Source organism: Streptacidiphilus melanogenes, from assembly GCF_000787835.1.
Lineage (GTDB): Bacteria > Actinomycetota > Actinomycetes > Streptomycetales > Streptomycetaceae > Streptacidiphilus > Streptacidiphilus melanogenes.
On record NZ_BBPP01000013.1, the window covers coordinates 104059 to 119534 of the forward strand.

At 74.4% G+C, this 15476-nt stretch carries 15 protein-coding genes; 6 read left to right on the forward strand and 9 right to left on the reverse strand.

The features are described from left to right. On the reverse strand, positions 1 to 1763 hold a 1763-nt coding region (locus TR49_RS43890), incomplete at its 3' end, for an AAA family ATPase (RefSeq protein WP_160311611.1). A gap of 187 nt (positions 1764 to 1950) precedes the next feature. Between TR49_RS43890 and TR49_RS16810 the strand changes: the two genes are divergently transcribed. Then, positions 1951 to 2328: a nuclear transport factor 2 family protein gene (locus TR49_RS16810; protein ID WP_042382509.1), complete on the forward strand. Its 378-nt coding sequence runs from the start codon at positions 1951 to 1953 to the stop codon at positions 2326 to 2328. Positions 2329 to 2426: 98 nt separating this feature from the next. Next, on the forward strand, positions 2427 to 3875 hold the full coding sequence (locus tag TR49_RS16815; RefSeq protein WP_042382510.1) for an MFS transporter: 1449 nt from the start codon (positions 2427 to 2429) through the stop codon (positions 3873 to 3875). Positions 3876 to 3946: 71 nt separating this feature from the next. Here the strand turns inward: TR49_RS16815 and TR49_RS16820 are convergent, their stop codons facing one another. Further along, complete coding sequence (locus TR49_RS16820; RefSeq protein ID WP_042382511.1) at positions 3947 to 4873, reverse strand: LysR family transcriptional regulator ArgP; 927 nt, start codon at positions 4871 to 4873, stop codon at positions 3947 to 3949. Positions 4874 to 4938: 65 nt separating this feature from the next. Between TR49_RS16820 and TR49_RS16825 the strand changes: the two genes are divergently transcribed. Both TR49_RS16825 and TR49_RS16830 read left to right on the forward strand, forming a co-directional pair. After that, positions 4939 to 5550 (forward strand): LysE/ArgO family amino acid transporter, encoded by a 612-nt coding sequence (locus TR49_RS16825; RefSeq protein WP_042382513.1) that lies wholly within the window; start codon positions 4939 to 4941, stop codon positions 5548 to 5550. A gap of 122 nt (positions 5551 to 5672) precedes the next feature. Then, complete coding sequence (locus TR49_RS16830; protein ID WP_084724956.1) at positions 5673 to 6065, forward strand: hypothetical protein; 393 nt, start codon at positions 5673 to 5675, stop codon at positions 6063 to 6065. 1 nt (position 6066) lies between these two features. On the opposite strand, the gene TR49_RS16835 is transcribed toward TR49_RS16830, so the two are convergent. Further along, positions 6067 to 6714 carry a GntR family transcriptional regulator gene (locus TR49_RS16835; protein ID WP_042382649.1) on the reverse strand — a complete coding sequence of 216 codons (648 nt, stop codon included), beginning with the start codon at positions 6712 to 6714 and terminating at the stop codon, positions 6067 to 6069. A gap of 136 nt (positions 6715 to 6850) precedes the next feature. Between TR49_RS16835 and TR49_RS16840 the strand changes: the two genes are divergently transcribed. Both TR49_RS16840 and TR49_RS16845 read left to right on the forward strand, forming a co-directional pair. After that, positions 6851 to 8158, forward strand: a complete 1308-nt coding sequence (locus TR49_RS16840) for an alpha/beta fold hydrolase (protein WP_042382521.1) — start codon at positions 6851 to 6853, stop codon at positions 8156 to 8158. A gap of 161 nt (positions 8159 to 8319) precedes the next feature. Further along, on the forward strand, positions 8320 to 9423 hold the full coding sequence (locus TR49_RS16845; protein WP_042382651.1) for a sugar ABC transporter substrate-binding protein: 1104 nt from the start codon (positions 8320 to 8322) through the stop codon (positions 9421 to 9423). A gap of 21 nt (positions 9424 to 9444) precedes the next feature. Here TR49_RS16845 and TR49_RS16850 read toward each other — a convergent pair whose 3' ends face one another. From TR49_RS16850 to TR49_RS16875, 6 genes are all read right to left on the reverse strand, one after another. Then, a complete protein-coding gene (locus TR49_RS16850; RefSeq protein WP_042382523.1) occupies positions 9445 to 10452 on the reverse strand; it encodes a proline racemase family protein in 1008 nt (335 codons plus the stop codon). Between the two features lie 145 nt (positions 10453 to 10597). Next, positions 10598 to 11500: a dihydrodipicolinate synthase family protein gene (locus TR49_RS16855; protein WP_042382525.1), complete on the reverse strand. Its 903-nt coding sequence runs from the start codon at positions 11498 to 11500 to the stop codon at positions 10598 to 10600. Beyond that, positions 11497 to 12945, reverse strand: coding sequence for an FAD/NAD(P)-dependent oxidoreductase (locus TR49_RS16860; protein WP_042382529.1), 1449 nt, complete (start codon positions 12943 to 12945; stop codon positions 11497 to 11499). The genes TR49_RS16855 and TR49_RS16860 overlap by 4 nt, the downstream gene beginning before the upstream one ends. Continuing rightward, positions 12929 to 13240, reverse strand: coding sequence for a (2Fe-2S)-binding protein (locus TR49_RS16865; protein ID WP_042382531.1), 312 nt, complete (start codon positions 13238 to 13240; stop codon positions 12929 to 12931). The genes TR49_RS16860 and TR49_RS16865 overlap by 17 nt, the downstream gene beginning before the upstream one ends. Further along, a complete protein-coding gene (locus TR49_RS16870; RefSeq protein WP_042382532.1) occupies positions 13237 to 14388 on the reverse strand; it encodes an NAD(P)/FAD-dependent oxidoreductase in 1152 nt (383 codons plus the stop codon). Before TR49_RS16870 ends, TR49_RS16865 begins: the two co-directional genes overlap by 4 nt. Before the next feature lie 14 nt (positions 14389 to 14402). Next, the gene (locus TR49_RS16875; protein WP_063770107.1) at positions 14403 to 15467 is read right to left on the reverse strand and encodes a glutathione S-transferase family protein; all 1065 of its coding nucleotides are present in this window, start codon (positions 15465 to 15467) and stop codon (positions 14403 to 14405) included. Between the last annotated feature and the right edge of the window lie 9 nt (positions 15468 to 15476).

Here is a 15476-nt window from a genome sequence, read left to right on the forward strand (position 1 = left end):
AGGCCCTGCTCGGCCTGGGCGGCCGCCCCGGCCCCGCCGATCCGCTCCGCCGGCTCGGCCTGCCCCCCACGGCCGGAACGCGCGGACGACTCCGTCTGCCCGGCGGGCCGGGTCCGCCCGTCGGGGGCCGCGAGCTCCGGCTGAGCGGCGTGCCCCGTCCGACCCGTCGAAGCTGCGAGCAGGTAGGAGACCACCGGGGCCAGGCCGTCCTCCGGGGGGAGCTTGAGGTCGGCGAGGCGGTGCAGGGTTTCGGCGACGGCGGGCTCGTCGAGGGTGCGGGCGACGTCGAGGGCGTGGAGGAGGACACGGGCCGTCGGGACCGGGTGCGCGCCGGCGACCAGGTCCGCGGTCTCCAGCATCAGGCGGTGCGCGCCGTCCGGCGCGCCGCGCCAGAACTGGGCGACCCCGCGGATGAACATCACGTGGGCCAGCATCACCGGATCGGAGGGCTTGCGGGCGTGGGCCCGCCCGGCCAGGGACTCGGCGCGGACGACCTCGCCCGCCTCGGCCGCGGCCTCGGCGGCCAGGACCAGACGGCGGGTCACGTCCTCCGGCGCGGGGCTCAGCAGCGCGGCGCGCTCGTACGCGGCCGCCGCACCGGACGGCCCGCCGCGGGCCGCCGCGGTCTCGGCGACGCCCTCCAGCGTGGCGGCGACGGACTCGTCGGGGCCGGGGGCCGCCTGCACCAGGTGCCAGGCACGGCGTACGGCCGCGTCACCGCCGGGGACCTCGCGTCCGTCCAGCACCGCGGCCAGCGCGGCGTGGGCGGCGAGCCGCTGCGCGAGCGGGGCGCGGCCGAGCACGGCGGAGCGCAGCAGCGGATGCCGGAAGGCCAGCCGCCCGCCCGCTCCGGTGACGCCGACCAGCGCCGCAGACTCGGCGGGCTGCAGGTCCTGTGCGGACGCGCCGAGCCGTTCGGCGGCCTCGAGGACGACAGAGAGCTCGCCCGACTCCTCCGCGGCGGCGACCAGCAGCAGCGTCTGCGTCGCGGCCGGCAGGCGGCTGAGCTGACCGTGGTAGGCGAGTTGGAGCCGCCCCGCGAGCGGCAGCGGCCCGCCGGCGTCGCCCTCGGCGCCCGGCAGCTCGCGCAGGGCGAGCGGGTTTCCGTGGGCCAGTTCCAGCAGTTGGCGCCTGGTCACCTCGTCGGCGTCGGGGACGTGCCGGGCGAGCACCTGCGCGGCTGCCGCGTCGTCCAGCCCGACCAGGCCCCGCTCGGGCAGACCGGCGGCGGGGGCCGTTCCCTCGCCCTCCCGGGCGGCGAACAGCACCACGACGCCCTCCGCGCGCAGCCTGCGCGCAGCCAGCACCAGCGCCTCCGTGGAGGCGGCGTCGCACCACTGGAGGTCGTCCACGAGGCAGAGCACGGGCCCGGACTCGGCCAGCTCCGCAAGCAGCCCGAGCACCCCGAGCCCCACCAGCAGCCGGTTGCCGTGGGCAGCGGCGGCATCCGGATCGGCGAGGCCGAAGGCCCGCTCCAGCGCCCGCCGTTGCGGCTCCGGCAGCGCGGCCAGCCCGTCCAGCGCGGGGGCGAGCAGCAACTGCAGTGCGGCGAACGGCAGATCCGACTCGGCCTCGACACCGGCCGCCCGCAGCACCGTCCAACCGCCGGACGCCTGCGCGCAGGTGTCGGCGTGGTCCAGCAGCGCGGTCTTGCCGATTCCCGGCTCGCCGCGCAGCACCAGCACCCCGCTGCGCCGCTCCGACACGGCCGCGCGCAGCAGTTCGTCGATAGCGGCCTGTTCGGGCCCCCGTCCGTACAGCATGCCCAGCACCCTACCCAGCGCCCCCGACATCCGGGGGCCGACATCACGGGCCCACGTCCCGTGACGGACACCGTCGCCGGTCGCCGTAGGCGAAGTACCTAAGCGCGACTGATTCGGGCCCGCACCGCCGTCCGTACCTTTTTGACCTGCAAGGAAACGGAACGAACGAACAGACGAGGAGCCCGGGATGGACACCACCGCCACCACCCTGCAGGACCTGGCCGACCGCTACATCGCCGCCTGGAACGAGACCGACCCGGCCGCGCGGCGCCGCCTCGTCGACGCGAGCTGGGCCGAGGACGCCCGCTACACCGACCCGCTGGTGGCGGCCGAGGGCCGCGACGCCGTCGACGCCACGCTGGGCGCGGTGCAGGCGCAGTTCCCCGGGCTGGTCTTCCGGCTCGGCGGCCCGGTCGACGCGCACCACGACATCGCCCGGTTCACCTGGGAGCTCGGCCCGGCGGGCGGCGAGGCGCTGGTGGTCGGCTTCGACGTCCTGGTCGCCGACGCCGAGGGCCGGATCGCTCAGGTCCACGGCTTCCTCGACAAGGTTCCCGCGGTCTGAGACCGCGGATCCCCGAGCCCCGCGCGGGGCTGCTCCCACAGCCCCGCGCGGCCCGACACCCCGCACGCCGGCAGCCCTCAGAGAAGCGGAATCAGACCATGTCCAGCACCCGTGTCCCGGCCTCCCCGGCCGTCCCGGACCAGCGGCTCGCCCACGACGCCGGCGCGACCGGCGTCCCGCGTGGGCTGCTCCCGGTGGTCCTGACCGCCACGTTCATGTACGCGCTCGACTTCTTCATCGTCAACGTCGCCATCCCGTCGATGCAGCGCGGGCTGGGCGCCTCGTCCGGGGCGATCCAGTGGATCATGGTGGGCTACTCGCTGGCCCTGGCCGCCGGTCTGATCAGCGCGAGCCGGCTGGGCGACATCCACGGTCGCCGCCGGATGTTCGCACTGGGGCTGGGCCTGTTCACCGGCGCGTCCGCCGCCTGCGGGCTGGCCCCGGACATCGACCTGCTGGTCGCCGCGCGGATCGCGCAGGGACTGGCCGCGGCGCTGATGGCACCTCAGGTGCTCGCCATCATCCGCACCGCGTACCAGGGCGCGGCCCAGGCCCGCGCGATCGCCCTCTACGCCGTCACCATGGGGCTCGGCGGAGTCTGCGGCCAGCTCGTCGGCGGCCTGCTGATCAAGGCGAACCTGTTCGGAAGCGACTGGCGCTCCTGCTTCCTGATCAACCTTCCGGTCGGTCTGGCCGCGCTGGCGATGGTGCGCCGCAGCCTGCCGGAGTCGCGTGCGCCCCGGCGTCCGCGCCTGGACAACACCGGCATGGCGCTGATCTCCACCGCGCTGGTCGCGCTGCTGCTGCCGCTGATCCAGGGCCGTCAGTCCGGCTGGCCGCTGTGGACCTGGCTGACCATGGCCGCCTCGGTGGTCCTGCTGGTCGTCTTCGCCGCGCACCAGCGCCGCCTGGCGGCGCGCGACGGGTCCCCGCTGGTTCCGCCGGAGCTCTTCCGCGGCCGGGCCTTCGCCCTCGGCTCGGTCACCCAGGTGCTCTTCGCCGCCGGGCAGGGCTCGTTCTTCCTGATCCTCGCCCTCTACCTGCAGCTCGGCCGCCATCTGGACCCGCTGGCCTCGGGCATCGTCTTCACCGTGCTGGCCGTCGGCTACTTCGCGAGCTCACTGCGCTCGGACCTGGTCGCCGCCCGCCTCGGCCGCCAGGCGGTCACCCTCGGCGCGGTCGGCATGGCGGTCGGCCTGGGCCTGCTCTGGGAGGGCGCCCGGATCGCCGGTGACGCCCCGGGCACGGCGCGGGTGCTGTGGCTGATCCCGGGCCTGGTCGTCGACGGCGTCGGCATGGGGCTGATCCTCGGCCCGCTGACCGGCGCGTCCCTCAGCCGGGTCGCGAGCCACCTGGTCGGCGCGGCATCCGGCGTCATCACCACCCTTCAGCAGTTGGGCGGCGCGATCGGCGTGGCGGTGGTGGGCCTGGTCTTCTACGGCTCGCTCGGCGGCGGCTACGCCCACGCCTTCGAGGCGGGCGTGCTGGTCCTGGCGGTGATGGAGCTGGCGCTGGCGGGGCTGATGCAGCTGCTGCCGCGCGAGTAGCAGGGCACACGGACGAGGGGTCTCCCGCCGACGGGTGGGAGGCCCCTTCCGTGTGCCCGCGCGACGCGCTCTCAGGCAGGTGGCGGGTTCCGCAGGCTGCGGGCGGCGGCGGAGGCGACAGCCTCGGCGACGGTCGCCAGGGCGGGCGAGTCGAGGCGCCACTGCTGCCAGAAGAGCGGGACGTCGAACGTCCGGCCCGGCAGGAACTCGACGAGCGCGCCCGAGCGCAGCCCCGCCGTCGCCTCCTCCTCCGGCACCAGCCCCCAGCCCAGACCGGCGGTGACGGCCTGGGCGAAGCCCTCGCTCGACGGCACGTAGTGGCGCAGGCGGCCCGCTGGCCGACCGCCGGTCAGCTCGCGGGCGAACGCGTCCTGCAGGTCGTCGCGGCGGTCGAAGCAGACCACGGGCGCGCGCGGGGCCCACTGCGCGGGCTCGCCCGTCAGCCACCGTGTGGCGAACCGCGGTGTGGCGACCGGGAGGTAGCGCATCGAGCCGAGGCGGCGGACCGAGCAGCCGGAGACCGGGTCGGGCGAGGAGGTGACGGCCGCGAGCACCTCGCCCTCCCGCAGCAGCTGTGTCGTGTGGGACTCGTCCTCGCGCCGCAGGTCGAGGTGGATCCGCGCGTCCTGCGCGAGCGCGGCCAGCGCCGGTACGAACCAGGTGGCGAGCGAGTCGGCGTTGACGGCGACGGCCAGCCAGGTCGGCGCCGTGGCCGCTTCGGCGTCCGACTCGCCGTCCATGCCGAGCGCGGTCCGGGCGTCCCCTTCGAGCCGCGCGAGCTGGCGCGCGTAGCGGACGACGACCTGCCCGGGCTCGGTGGCCCGCACCGGCCGGGTCCGGGTGAGCAGCACGCGCCCGGTGCGCTGCTCCAGCGCCTTGACGCGCTGGCTGACCGCGGAGGGCGTGACGTGGAGGACCGCCGCGGCGGCGTCGAAGGTGCCCTCGTCGACGACGGCCAGGAGTGTCCGGACCAGGTCGTGCGGCAGCTCGTTCTTCATGAGCGCTAATGGTACGTAAAAATCTTTAGCTGGTCTTAGCAGCGGTGCCTTCCTACGGTGGGGCCATGGGGAACGCACTCACCGCCGCCGCGGCCGGCTTCGGAACCGGCCTCTCGCTCATCGTCGCCATCGGCGCGCAGAACGCCTTCGTGCTGCGCCAAGGGATCCGCCGCGAGGCGGTGCTACCGGTGGTCGCGATCTGCGCGGCCTCGGACGCGGTGCTGATCGCCTGCGGCGTGGGCGGCCTCGGCGTCCTGGTGACGGCCTGGCCCGCCGCACTCACCGCGATCCGCGCCGTGGGCGCGGCGTTCCTCCTCTGCTACGCGCTGCTGGCCGCGCGCCGCGCCTTCCGCCCCTCCTCGCTGGAGGCGGGCGGCCCCGCCGTCCACTCCGGCCGCCGCGCGGTCCTCACCTGCCTCGCCATGACGTGGCTCAACCCCCACGTCTACCTGGACACCGTCCTCCTGCTCGGCGCGGTCGCCGCCGGCCACGGCACGCTCCGCTGGCAGTTCGCCCTGGGCGCGGCCACGGCCAGCCTCTGCTGGTTCACCGCACTCGGCTTCGGCGCCCGCCTCCTCGCCCCGTTCTTCCGCCGCGCCTCCTCCTGGCGCGCCCTCGACGCCCTCGTCGCCACCACCATGCTCGCCACCGGCCTCACCCTCGCCGCCGGCGCCTGACGCCTCCGGCGACACCGCGACGCCCGGCAACCACGCACCAGGGACGGCCCGTCGCCCGAAGGCCGCGGCGAGCAGGCTCGCGAGAGCCGATGCCCTGGGCTGGACCCGCGCTACGCTGCGCTGTGCCCAGACGCAGTCGCCGAGCCCGTCGGCTCCTGGTCGGCGACGCCACCTATCTGTGGACCGTCGGCCACGACCACCGGTACGTAGAGGACCCCGCGACGGGCGGACACCGGTTCCTCGACTGCCGCGAGATCCTGACGCTCCGGCGGTTCCGCGCCGCCGGGCGGCTGAGCCTCGTGTTCGGCCAGGCGCCCGGGCGGCTCGTGCCGGACGGCTACCTGCACTCCGGCGCGGTGGGCACCGCGGCCGGAAGGTGGCTGAACCTGCACGAGCCGGGAGCGGTCCGTGCGCTGCTCGACGAGGCGCTCGCACGTGGCTGGGCGCCGGACATCACCGCAGAGGTGGACGGCTGGCCGTTGTTCGACGTCGTCGGTGCGCGAAGCACGGGCTGACTCAGTCCCCCTGGGCCCAGAGTCTGCGGACGTGGCCGAGGTGTTCGGCGATCAGGTGCTCGACGGCGTCGAGGTCGCGGGTGAGCATGGCGTCGAGGAGGCGTTCGTGTTCCTCCGCGGACTCGACCAGGCGGCCCGCGGAGACCAGGGTCTGGAGGCCGTAGAGGCGGGAGCGGCTGCGCAGTTCGCGGACGGTGTCGACGAGGTGGCGGTTGCCGTGCAGGGCGAGCAGGCCGAGGTGGAAGAGGCGGTCCGACTCGATGTAGCCGACCAGGTCGCCCGCGCGTGCCGCGTCGACGATGGCGCGGGCGTGGGCGCGCAGCGGCTCCAGTTGCTCGGGCGTGGCGGTCTCCGCGACGCGCACGGTGGCCGGGATCTCGATCAGCTCGCGGATCTCGGTGAAGTCGTCCAGATCCTGCTCGGTGAGGCCGATGACGCGGAAGCCCTTGTTGCGGACGACCTCGACCAGGCCCTCCTTGGCCAGATCGAGCATCGCCTCGCGCACAGGCGTGGCCGAGACGCCGAACTCGCCCGCCAGGACCGGCGCGGAGTAGACGATGCCGGGGCGCAGCTCGCCCGCGACGAGTGCGGCGCGCAGCGCGTGGGTGACCTGCTCGCGAAGACTGCGGCGGGCCTGGACCGAGGGCAGGTTGAGCCCGCCGCCGTCGCTGTCGATGGACTCCGGGTTCACCTCGGACCTCTCGGCTCATGGTTATGTGAAACATCATCCTGCACCATCACGGTGTACCGCCGAAGCCCTGCGCAGAACGGAACCCGCCGCACCCATGACCGCTCCCCTGCCCGAACCCCGCAGCAGGAGCCTCCGGCTCCCCGGCCTCGCGGTCACCGACCGCACCTTCACGGTCCCGCTCGACCACCACGACCCGGCCCGCGGCACCATCGAGGTCTTCGCCCGCGAGGTCGCCGATCCGGCGAAGACCGGGCAAGACCTGCCGTGGCTGCTCTACCTGCAGGGCGGCCCGGGCGGCAAGTCGCCGCGGCCGACCGCGGGGAACCCCTCCTGGCTGCGCCGCGCGCTGCGCACCCACCGCGTGCTGCTGCTGGACCAGCGCGGCACCGGGCGCAGCACCCCGATCACGGGGCGCACCGCCGCGCGGTTCCCCTCCGCCGCCGCGCTCGCCGAGCACCTCGGCTGCTTCCGCGCGGACTCGATCGTCGCCGACGCCGAGCTGATCCGGCAGCAGCTGACCGGCGGCCGCCCGTGGGAGACCCTCGGTCAGAGCTACGGCGGGTTCCTGACCCTGACGTACCTGTCCCAGGCGCCCGAGGGTCTCGACGCCTGCTACGTGACCGGTGGCCTGGCCGGCCTGGAGGCCACCGCCGAGCAGGTCTACCGCGCGACGGCACCGCGCGTGCAGGCCAAGAACGCGGCCTTCGCCGCCCGCTACCCGGACGACCAGGAGACCCTGCGCCGTCTCGCCCGACAGCTGGCAAAGGAGCCCGCCCGGCTACCGGACGGCGACCTGCTGACGGTCCGGCGGCTGCGCTTCCTCGGGCTGGAGCTGGGCATGGGCGCGGGCTTCGAGCGGCTGCACTGGCTGCTGGACGAGGCGCTCGACGCCGACGGCGCGCCCACGGACGTGTTCCTGAACGAGGTGGCCCAGCTGACGGGCCTGGTCGCCAACCCGCTGTTCGGCGTCCTGCACGAGTCCATCTACGGCCAGCCCGGCTCCGGCCCGACCGCCTGGGCCGCGCAGCGCGTGCTGGACTCGCTGCCGCAGTTCGCCGAGGACGCCGACCCGCTGCTGCTGACCGGCGAGATGATCCTCCCCTGGATGTTCCAGGACGTCGCCGCGCTGCGTCCGTTCGCCGACGCGGCCGAACTCCTCGCCGAGCGCGCCGACTGGCCCGCGCTGTACGACCGGGCGCGCCTCGCGGCCAACCAGGTTCCGGTCGCGGCGGCGGTCTACTTCGACGACATGTACGTCGACGCGCAGCTGTCGCTGCGCACCGCCGCCGAGGTCGGCTCGGTCCGCGCCTGGGTGACCAACGAGTGGGAGCACGACGGCGTCCGCGTGGACGGCGAGCGCGTGCTGGGGCGGCTGATGGACATGGTGGCCGGTCAGCTGTGAGGCGGTGGCTCCGGTTTGGAGCGTGAACGAAGATGTCCGTAGGGTAACGGCTGGGCGTTCACTTCTTGACGTGGCCCACGGACGCCGGTTGACTCCCTGCCACTTCGGTCGCCGTACCCGGTGACCTCGGCAGGGAGGCACCGCACCGTATGAAGCGCAGCATGAAGCGCACACCCGCCGTCACCGCGCTGGCCGTGGCCCTTGGCTTCGGGCTCGGCGCGTGCGGCTCCGGTGCGGGCGGCTCCGCGTCCGTCGCCGCCGGGTCGGACGGCAGCGCGAGCGCCGGGCCGCGGCTGATCGGTCTGCTCCTGCCGGAGGACACCGCGACCCGGTACGAGCAGTTCGACAAGCCGCTGTTCGAGGCCAAGGTCAAGTCCCTGGCCCCCGACGTCCAGGTGCGGTACGCCAACGCGGGCGGCAGCGCGCAGACCCAGGCGCAGCAGGTGCGGATGATGATCGACGCCGGTGTCGGCGTGCTGGTGGTCGACGCGCAGGACTCCGCGCAGATCAAGTCCTCCATCGAGGCGGCGAAGGCGAAGGGCATCAAGGTCGTCGCCTACGACCGCCTGGCCCAGGGGCCCGTGGACGCCTACGTCTCGTTCGACAACGAGAAGGTCGGCGAGCTCCAGGGCCAGGGTCTGCTCGACGCCATGGGATCCGCCGCCACCCCCTCGGCCAAGGTCGTGGAGATCGACGGCGACGCCGCCGACCCCAACTCGATCGACTTCGAGCGCGGCTTCCTGGCGGCCGTGCAGGGCAAGGTGGACATCGCCTACGACGCCTCCGGCATGTGGAAGCCGGACGTCGCGGCGGAGAAGGCGACCGCCGCGATCAACCAGCTCGGCGCGAAGAACATCGCGGGCTTCTACTCCGCGAACGACGGCATGGCCGCCGGCATCGTCAGCGCGATGAAGACCGCAGGCCTCACCGGCGTCCCGATCGGCGGCCAGGACGCCCAACTGGACGCCATCCAGCGGATCGTGGCCGGCACCCAGTCCTACACCGTCTACAAGGCGTACCGGCCGGAGGCCGAGGCCGCCGCGGCGCTCGCCGTGGACCTGCTGCAGGGCCGCGACATCGGCGCGCTCGCCGCCGCCATGAAGATCAGCGCCTCCGGCGACGACGTGCACGCCGACCTGCTCACCCCGGTGCTGCTCACCAAGGCGAACATCAAGCAGACCGTGGTCGCCGACGGCCTCTACACCGTGGGCCAGATCTGCACGCCGACGTACGCGGCGGCGTGCCGCGCCGACGGGCTGCAGTAGCGGGGCGGGCCGCGTAGGGACTCAGAGCAGGAACCCCCTGGGGAACGGGTCGGTCGGGTCGAGGAAGTACTGCGCTGTCCCGGTGATCCAGGCCCGCCCGGTGACCGTGGGCACGACCGCCGGGCGTCCGGCGACACTGGTCTCCTCGACCAGCCGTCCGACGAACCGCGTGCCGATGTACGACTCGTTGACGAACTCCGCGCCCAGCGTGAGCTCCCCGCGCGCGTGGAGCTGCGCCATCCGCGCGGAGGTGCCCGTCCCGCAGGGCGAGCGGTCGAACCAGCCCGGGTGGATCGCCATGGCGTGCCGCGAATGCGCGGCGGTCGAACCGGGCGCCGCGAAGTACACGTGGTGCACGCCGTGAATCCCAGGGTCCTCCGGGTGGACGGGCTCGTCCGCCGCGTTGATGGCCGCCATGGTCGCCAGCCCCGCGTTCAGCAGCTGCTCCTTGGTGGCCCGCTCGCGGTCGAACGGCAGCCGGTAGTCGTCGAGTTCGACGATCGCGTAGAAGTTGCCGCCGAAGGCGAGGTCGTACCGGATCTCCCCGTAGCCCGGCACATGGGTCTTCGCGTCGAGCCGCGCGCAGAACGAGGGCACGTTGGTCAGTGTGACGGCCGTCGCCGAGCCGTCCTCGACGGCGACGTCCACGGTGACGAGCCCCGCCGGGGTGTCCAGCCGCACGGTCGTGACCGGCTCGGTGACCGGCACCATCCCGGTCTCCACGAGCACGGTCGCCACCCCGATCGTCCCGTGCCCGCACATCGGGAGGACCCCGGACACCTCGATGAACAGCACCCCGTAGTCGGCGTCCGGCCTGGTCGGCGGCTGCAGGATCGCCCCGCTCATCGCGGCGTGGCCGCGGGGTTCGTACATCAGCAACGTGCGCAGGTCGTCCAGGTGGGCCTGGAAGTGGAGTCGCCGTTCGGCCATGCTCGCACCGGGGATGACGCCGACCCCACCGGTGATCACTCGGGTCGGCATGCCCTCGGTGTGGGAGTCGACGGCGTGGTAGATGTGACGCGTTTTCATCAGCTGTGTCCTCTTCAGTCCGTTGCAACTCCCCAGGGACGCAAGGAACTTCGCGAGCAATCCACCCCAGGAGGACGGCCCTGTCCACGCGGGATCTCACTGCCCCGGGTGGCTTGTCGCGCAGTTCCCCGCGCCCCTCACGGTCTCACCGCAGTCCGTCGGCCAAGGCGTTCTCGGTGGCCAGCGTCACGGCCTTCAGGGCTTCGCCCGTCAGCGGGCCGCGAGGGGCCCTGCAGGGGCCGCCCTTGCGGTCGGCGAGGTCCATGGAGAGCTTGATGGCCTGGACGAACTCCGTGCGGGAGTCCCAGCGCAGCAGCGGGTGCAACTGGCGGTAGCGCGGCAGCGCCACCGCCAGGTCGCCGGCCACCGCCGCGCGGTACAGCTCGGCGCACGCGGCGGGGAGGGCGTTGGGGTAGCCGGCGACCCAGCCGACCGCGCCGGCCAGGGCGAGTTCCAGCAACACGTCGTCCGCGCCGATCAGCAGGTCCAGGCCGGGGGCGAGCTCGGCGATCTCGTAGGCCCGGCGGACGTCGCCGCTGAACTCCTTGACGGCGACGACGTGTCCCGCCGTGTGCAGCTCGGCCAGCAGGGACGGGAGGAGGTCGACGCGGGTGTCGTGCGGGTTGTTGTAGGCGACGACGGGCAGGCCCGCCTCCGCGACCTCCGCGTAGTGCGCGAGCACGGCCTCCCGCTCGGCGCGGTACGCGTTCGGCGGAAGCTGGAGGACGGAGCCGCAGCCGGCCTCGGCCGCCTGCTCGGCCCATCTGCGGGACTCGGCGGAGCCGTACGCGGCCGTTCCGGCCATGACGCGGCTGCCGTCGCCCGCCGCCTCGACGGCGACCCGCACGACCTCGGCGCGTTCGGCGTCCGTCAGGGTCTGGTACTCGCCGAGCGAGCCGTTGGGGACGACGCCGTCGCAGCCGTTCGCGAGGAGCCAGGCGACGTGCTCGGCGTAGGCGTCGTAGTCGACGGAGCCGTCGTCGTGGAACGGCAGCGCGGTGGCGACCATGATGCCGCGCCAGGGGGCACGGCGCTCGGGGGTGGTCATCGGGGGGCTCCTTCGGAGGAGGGTGCGTTGGTGTCGCACTCGGCCAGCAGGCCCAGTGGCACGGGGGTGGACAGGGGTCGGGTGGGCGCGCCGTCGTCGTGCCTGTCGGCGTTCGGCGCGCCGCAGAGCCGGGCGACGGCCGGGCCGCACATGCGGGCCTGGCACCAGCCCATGCCCGCGCGGGTGAGGAGTTTGACGGTCCGCTGGTCGGCCGCGCCGAGCTCGGCCACGGCGTCGCGGACCTGTCGGGCCGTCACCTCCTCGCAGCGGCAGACCTCGGTGGCGTCGTCGAGCCACTGTGTCCAGCCGCTGCCGGGCGCGTGCCGCGCGGCCATCAGGTCGGCGAAGGCGCGCTGCCTGGAGCGTCGTCGCAGCAGCGAACGCGGCGCCGTGTTCTGCCCGGCGACGGCCAGGCCCGCCAACTCGCCTTCGGTGATGGCGAGCTGGACGCCGCCGACGCCGGTGCTCTCGCCGGCGGCCCAGACGCCCGGCACGGTGGTGCGCTGGGCGGCGTCGACCACCAGTGCGGCGCTGCCGTCCGGCAGGCGCCTGGTGTGGCAGCCGAATTCGAGCGGCAGCTCCAGCTGCGGCACCAGCCCGTGCCCGACGGCGACGGCGTCGCACGGGACGCGCCACTGCGTGCCGGACAGGGGCCGCCACGCGGCGTCGAGCCGGGCCAGGGTCACCGCCTCGACCCGGTCCGTGCCGTGCGCGGCCACGACGGCGGTGCGCGGACGGAGGCGGACGCCGTGCCGCAGCAGGGTCGCGCCGTGCTGCGCGCCCTCGACCAGCTTGCCGGCGTTGGCCGCGAGGACACGCGCGCCGCGGGCGTAGCCGAGGTAGCCGGCGGCCTCCGCCACCAGCGGGACCGTCGCCCCGGCCGCCGTCAGCGACGCCGCGACCGCCAGCAGCAGCGGTCCGCTGCCCGCGACCAGGACGCGCCGGCCGGGCAGCACGAGCCCCGCCTTGAGCATCGCCTGCGCGCCGCCCGCCCCGACGACGCCGGGCAGGGTCCATCCGGGGAACGGCAGCTGCCGTTCGTGCGCGCCGGTGGCGAACAGCACCTGACGTGCGGTCAGCGACCGGGCCTGTCGCTGGTCCGGCCCGGTCAGCGCGTGGACCGCGAAGGCTCCGGAGCCGCCCGTCACGGACCAGACATGATGGTCGCTCAGCAGCGTGACGCGCTCCCGCACGGCGTCGAGGCGGGCGAGCAGGTGCTGGAACGCCGACCAGTGGTGGTGCAGCGCCTGCGGCCGCTCGGCGCGCAGTTCGGCGGCGGGCTGCCGGTAGAACTGGCCGCCGGGCTGCGGCGCGCCGTCCAGCAGCGCGACGCGGACGCCGTGCTCGGCGGCGGACGCGGCGGCCGCGAGCCCGGCGGGCCCGGCGCCGACCACGGCGAGGTCGTAGCTCTCGTGGTCGCCCGCGGCGTCAGCGGAGTTCGTCATGGCCGTCCCCTCGCTGCGTGCGGACCCGCGTGCCGGGCCGCACGGGGGCCAGGCAGGCGCGGACGTTGGGGACGCCGTCGAGTTCGACCAGGCAGTCGTAGCAGGCGCCCATCCCGCAGAACGCACCGCGGGGCCGGTCGCCGACGCGGGTGCGCCGCCAGGCGAGGCGTCCCGACTGCCACAGCGCGGCGGCCACGGTCTGGCCGGGCAGCGCGGTGAGCTGCTCGCCGTCGAAACTGAACTCGAAGGGGGGCTCCGGCCTGGCCCGGACCAGGTCCAACGGACCGCGTGTCACGACTGCTCCTTTCCGAAGCGCCCGGGACCGAATGGCGCCGGGTCCATGAACGGCTTCTCGCCGTCGAGGAGTTGGGCGACGAGCCGGGCCGTCGCCGGGGCCAGGCCGATGCCCGCGCCCTCGTGGCCGCAGGCCTGGACCAGCCAGGGCCGTTCGGGATCGGGCCCGATCGCGGGCAGGTGGTCGGGCAGGTACGGCCGGAACCCGCGGTAGGCGCGCATCGCCCGTACGTCGCTCAGGACCGGGAACAGCTCCGCCGCCTGCGCGGCGAGACGGGCCAGCACCGGCACGGAGAGGCTGCGGTCGAAGCCGACGCGTTCCCGGCTGGCCCCGATCAGCACCGGCCCGGCGGCGGTCCCCTCGACCACGGCCGAGCTCTGCAGGTCGGCCGAGCCGCTGGCGACGTCGGCGACGTAGTCGGCCGCGTAGACCTTGTGCCGCACCAGCGGCGGCAGCGGCTCGGTCACCAGGATGAAGCCGCGCCGTGGCAGGACCGGCAGGGTCGCTCCGGCGAGCGCGGCGACCTCGCCGCCCCACGTTCCGGCCGCGTTGACCACCGCCGCGCAGTGGAGCGGCCCGTGCGTGTCTGTCTCCACGCGCCCCTCGGCCAGTCCGGTGACGGTCGTCCCGGCCAGCAGGCGGACCCGGCCGGTGCCGCGCGCCCGGCGCAGCAGCGCCGCGACCGCGAGGGCGGGCTGGACCTGGGCGTCCTGCGGGTAGTGGACGCCCCCGGCGAGCTCGCGGGCCAGGTGCGGCTCCAGCTCTCCCAGTGCGTCGGCGGGCACCTCCGCGGCGGTGACCCCGGCCGTGCGCTGGAGCCGGGCCGAGGCCTGGAGCTCGGCGAAGGCCCGCGGATCGCGGGCCACCACCAGCCCGCCCTTGGGCTCGTACTCCAGCGCGTGCGCGCCGAGGTCGTCGGCGAGCTCGCGCCAGAGCCGCAGGCTCTCGACCGCCAGCTCCAACTCGGGCCCCGGGCCCTTGTCGGAGACGAGGAGGTTCCCCTCACCGGCGCCGGTCGTCCCTCCGGCGACCGGTCCTCGGTCCAGGACCGCGACCTGCAAGCCGCGCAGGGCCAGCGCGTCCGCGCAGGCCGCGCCGATCATCCCGGCGCCGATGACGACCACGTCGTAGAGAGGAACCCGTGCCACAGGTCAGTAATATGTCACACAGCATTCGGTCGGACAATCCCCCGCGCCGGCCATTCCACCGGGATGCAGGGGTGCATGCGCAGCGACGCGTGCCGAGCCGGTGGGGTACCGGTCGGACCGAATGGGCTGCCACCCAGGGCCTCGCGTCCGTGCGGGGTGAGCAGCAGCGCCGGGTCCGGCCCGCGGGCCACGATCCGGCCGGGGTTGATCATGTGGTGGACGTAGTAGTAGTGGCGGCGGATGTGGTCGAGGTCGACCGTGTCGCCGAAGCCGGGCGTCTGGAAGAGGTCGCGGGTGTAACCCCACAGCGCGGGGTACTCCGAGATCTTGCGGATGTTGCACTTGAAGTGGCCGTGGTACACGGCGTCGAAGCGGACGAGCGTGGGCCAGAGCCGGACGTCGGCCTCGGTCAGCTGGTCGCCGACCAGGTAGCGGCGCGTGCTCAGCCGCTCCTCCAGCACGTCCAGCCGGTCGAACAGTGAGGTCACCGCCTGGTCGTAGAACTCCTGGGCCCGCGCGAACCCCGCCCGGTACACCGCGTTGTTGACGTCGCGGTAGATCTCCTCCACCAGCGCGTCGATCTCCTCGCGCAGGGGCTCGGGGTAGAGGTCCGGCGCTCCGGGCCGGTGCAGCGCCCGCCACTGCGAGCCGAGGTCGAGGGTGAGGTGGGCGAAGTCGTTGCTGACCACCTTGCCGGTCGTGGTGTCCACCAGCGCCGGGACGCTGATGCCGCCGGTGTACTCCGGCTCTGCCGCCAGGTACGCCTCCCGCAGCGCGTGGATGCCGAGGACCGGGTCCAGCCCGCCCGGAGCTCCGGCCTCCTCGGTGAACACCCACTGGTACTTCCCGTCGACCAGCTCCTGCACCGGATCGGTCACCGCCAGCGAGATGGCCTCCTCCAGGCCCAGCAGGCGGCGGGTGATGACCACCCGGTGCGCCCAGGGACAGGCCAGGCTGACCACCAGCCGGTACCGGCCCGCCTCGACCGGCAGGCCGTCACGGCCGTCGGCGGTGATCCGGGTTCGGAAGTGCTGCGGGGCACGGACGAGGTCGCGGGGTTGGCTCCGGTCGACGTTCATGCGTCTCGC

Excerpts from the sequence above, each read along its gene's own strand:
- TR49_RS16810 (WP_042382509.1), top strand. The coding sequence starts at position 1,951 with ATGGACACCACCGCCACCACCCTGCAGGACCTGGCCGACCGCTACATC.
- TR49_RS16815 (WP_042382510.1), top strand. The coding sequence starts at position 2,427 with ATGTCCAGCACCCGTGTCCCGGCCTCCCCGGCCGTCCCGGACCAGCGG.
- TR49_RS16820 (WP_042382511.1), bottom strand. The coding sequence starts at position 4,873 with ATGAAGAACGAGCTGCCGCACGACCTGGTCCGGACACTCCTGGCCGTC.
- TR49_RS16825 (WP_042382513.1), top strand. The coding sequence starts at position 4,939 with ATGGGGAACGCACTCACCGCCGCCGCGGCCGGCTTCGGAACCGGCCTC.
- TR49_RS16840 (WP_042382521.1), top strand. The coding sequence starts at position 6,851 with ATGACCGCTCCCCTGCCCGAACCCCGCAGCAGGAGCCTCCGGCTCCCC.
- TR49_RS16845 (WP_042382651.1), top strand. The coding sequence starts at position 8,320 with ATGAAGCGCACACCCGCCGTCACCGCGCTGGCCGTGGCCCTTGGCTTC.
- TR49_RS16850 (WP_042382523.1), bottom strand. The coding sequence starts at position 10,452 with ATGAAAACGCGTCACATCTACCACGCCGTCGACTCCCACACCGAGGGC.
- TR49_RS16855 (WP_042382525.1), bottom strand. The coding sequence starts at position 11,500 with ATGACCACCCCCGAGCGCCGTGCCCCCTGGCGCGGCATCATGGTCGCC.
- TR49_RS16860 (WP_042382529.1), bottom strand. The coding sequence starts at position 12,945 with ATGACGAACTCCGCTGACGCCGCGGGCGACCACGAGAGCTACGACCTC.
- TR49_RS16875 (WP_063770107.1), bottom strand. The coding sequence starts at position 15,467 with ATGAACGTCGACCGGAGCCAACCCCGCGACCTCGTCCGTGCCCCGCAG.